This window comes from Cupriavidus sp. 2SB, from assembly GCF_005503625.1.
In the GTDB taxonomy this organism is placed as follows: Bacteria; Pseudomonadota; Gammaproteobacteria; order Burkholderiales; family Burkholderiaceae; genus Cupriavidus.
Genome location: NZ_SCMX01000172.1, coordinates 1 through 1,177 on the forward strand (window position 1 = coordinate 1; position 1,177 = coordinate 1,177).

The 1,177-nt window shown below is 50.5% G+C and carries 2 protein-coding genes; both read right to left on the reverse strand.

All coding sequences use genetic code 11. From position 1 onward, the window contains the following. On the reverse strand, positions 1–217 hold a 217-nt coding region (locus FFS21_RS32355; protein ID WP_212745290.1), incomplete at its 3' end, for a hypothetical protein. Positions 218–308: 91 nt separating this feature from the next. After that, on the reverse strand, positions 309–1,177 hold an 869-nt coding region (locus FFS21_RS31880), incomplete at its 5' end, for a polymorphic toxin type 22 domain-containing protein (protein WP_249359778.1).

A 1,177-nucleotide genomic window follows, 5' to 3' on the forward strand; every position in this document is an offset into this window, starting at 1 on the left:
GACCCACCACCCACCGCAGCCCCAATTCCCCCAGCCACGATATTCGCCGCAATTCGCCGCCTTCCTTCCAGCCATCGACACCGGATGTCGCTTTTGCGAGGTTGGTGCGGTTTTCGTCGCTCGAGTAGTGTCGAAGGCTTTTTAGATCGAAGATGCCGCGATTGGATGTCAGGACAAAGTAATTTTGTAGATGACGAGTATCAAAATAATTAACCAAGAAATCAAACTAACTATCCAGTAATTGCGTTTGGACTTTTTAGACATTTTTGACCATGTTTCTTCATCTGGCCCTCCTGGGGCAATCATAGCTATTTCTCCTGTGCATTTTGTGGCTTATTCAGAGGTGCAGAATGACTCCATGGGGAGGCGCCGAACGATATTTTTGATCGTGGTGACACTCCAAATTCAAGTGCGGAGCGCCCTCCATAGGCGTGCGTAACAGAGACGACTGCGTTCACATTCCAAGGTGTGGGAACAGAAAGAAAAGCTTGGGTGCCGCTGCCTGTCAAAAACGAGCTTACTGCCTTAGCATTGTTTGCGCCAAATATGTATCCCACGGTTATGGATTGACCCGGTTTAAACGATATTGACCGGGGATTCGCCTGTGTAACTCCTCCGTGCAGATAGGCGGTACCGTCATGGAGATTCACTGAAGTTCCTACAACTCCAGATAATGCAGAAGTGCTTCCGGATATGTAATCTGGCAGTAGACCTCTCCCTTGCTGTCCCAATCCCGCTGCACATTCTGCCGAAGCACAAGTACCGCCTACATACGGATTTGTTGTCGAGTAAATTGGTCCACTACTCTTACCAGATGGGATACCGACCCAGGTATAAGGAGAATCGTCGCCGCCAGTCATCGACTGAATCAGCGACGCAACATGAGGTTTGGGTTTAGAGGTAACCTGCATCATCATAGGACCGTCGCCAATCTGGGAAAACTTCGCGCCCGAGTCATAAATGGCATTCGGATCATCCTTGGCAATGATTGTGCCGGCGCTCTCACCGCGATAACTTCCAGACCGCATGGTTTCCTCAATCTGAGCAACCGAAATTGGCGAGCCATCGGGGTTGGTGATACCGTCGGCTGCCGCTTTCTCGGCAATTCGTCGGGCCGTTGCTTTATCTTCCTGATGCAACTGCCGATTAAACCGATCCACATTCGCCCCAGTAGCAG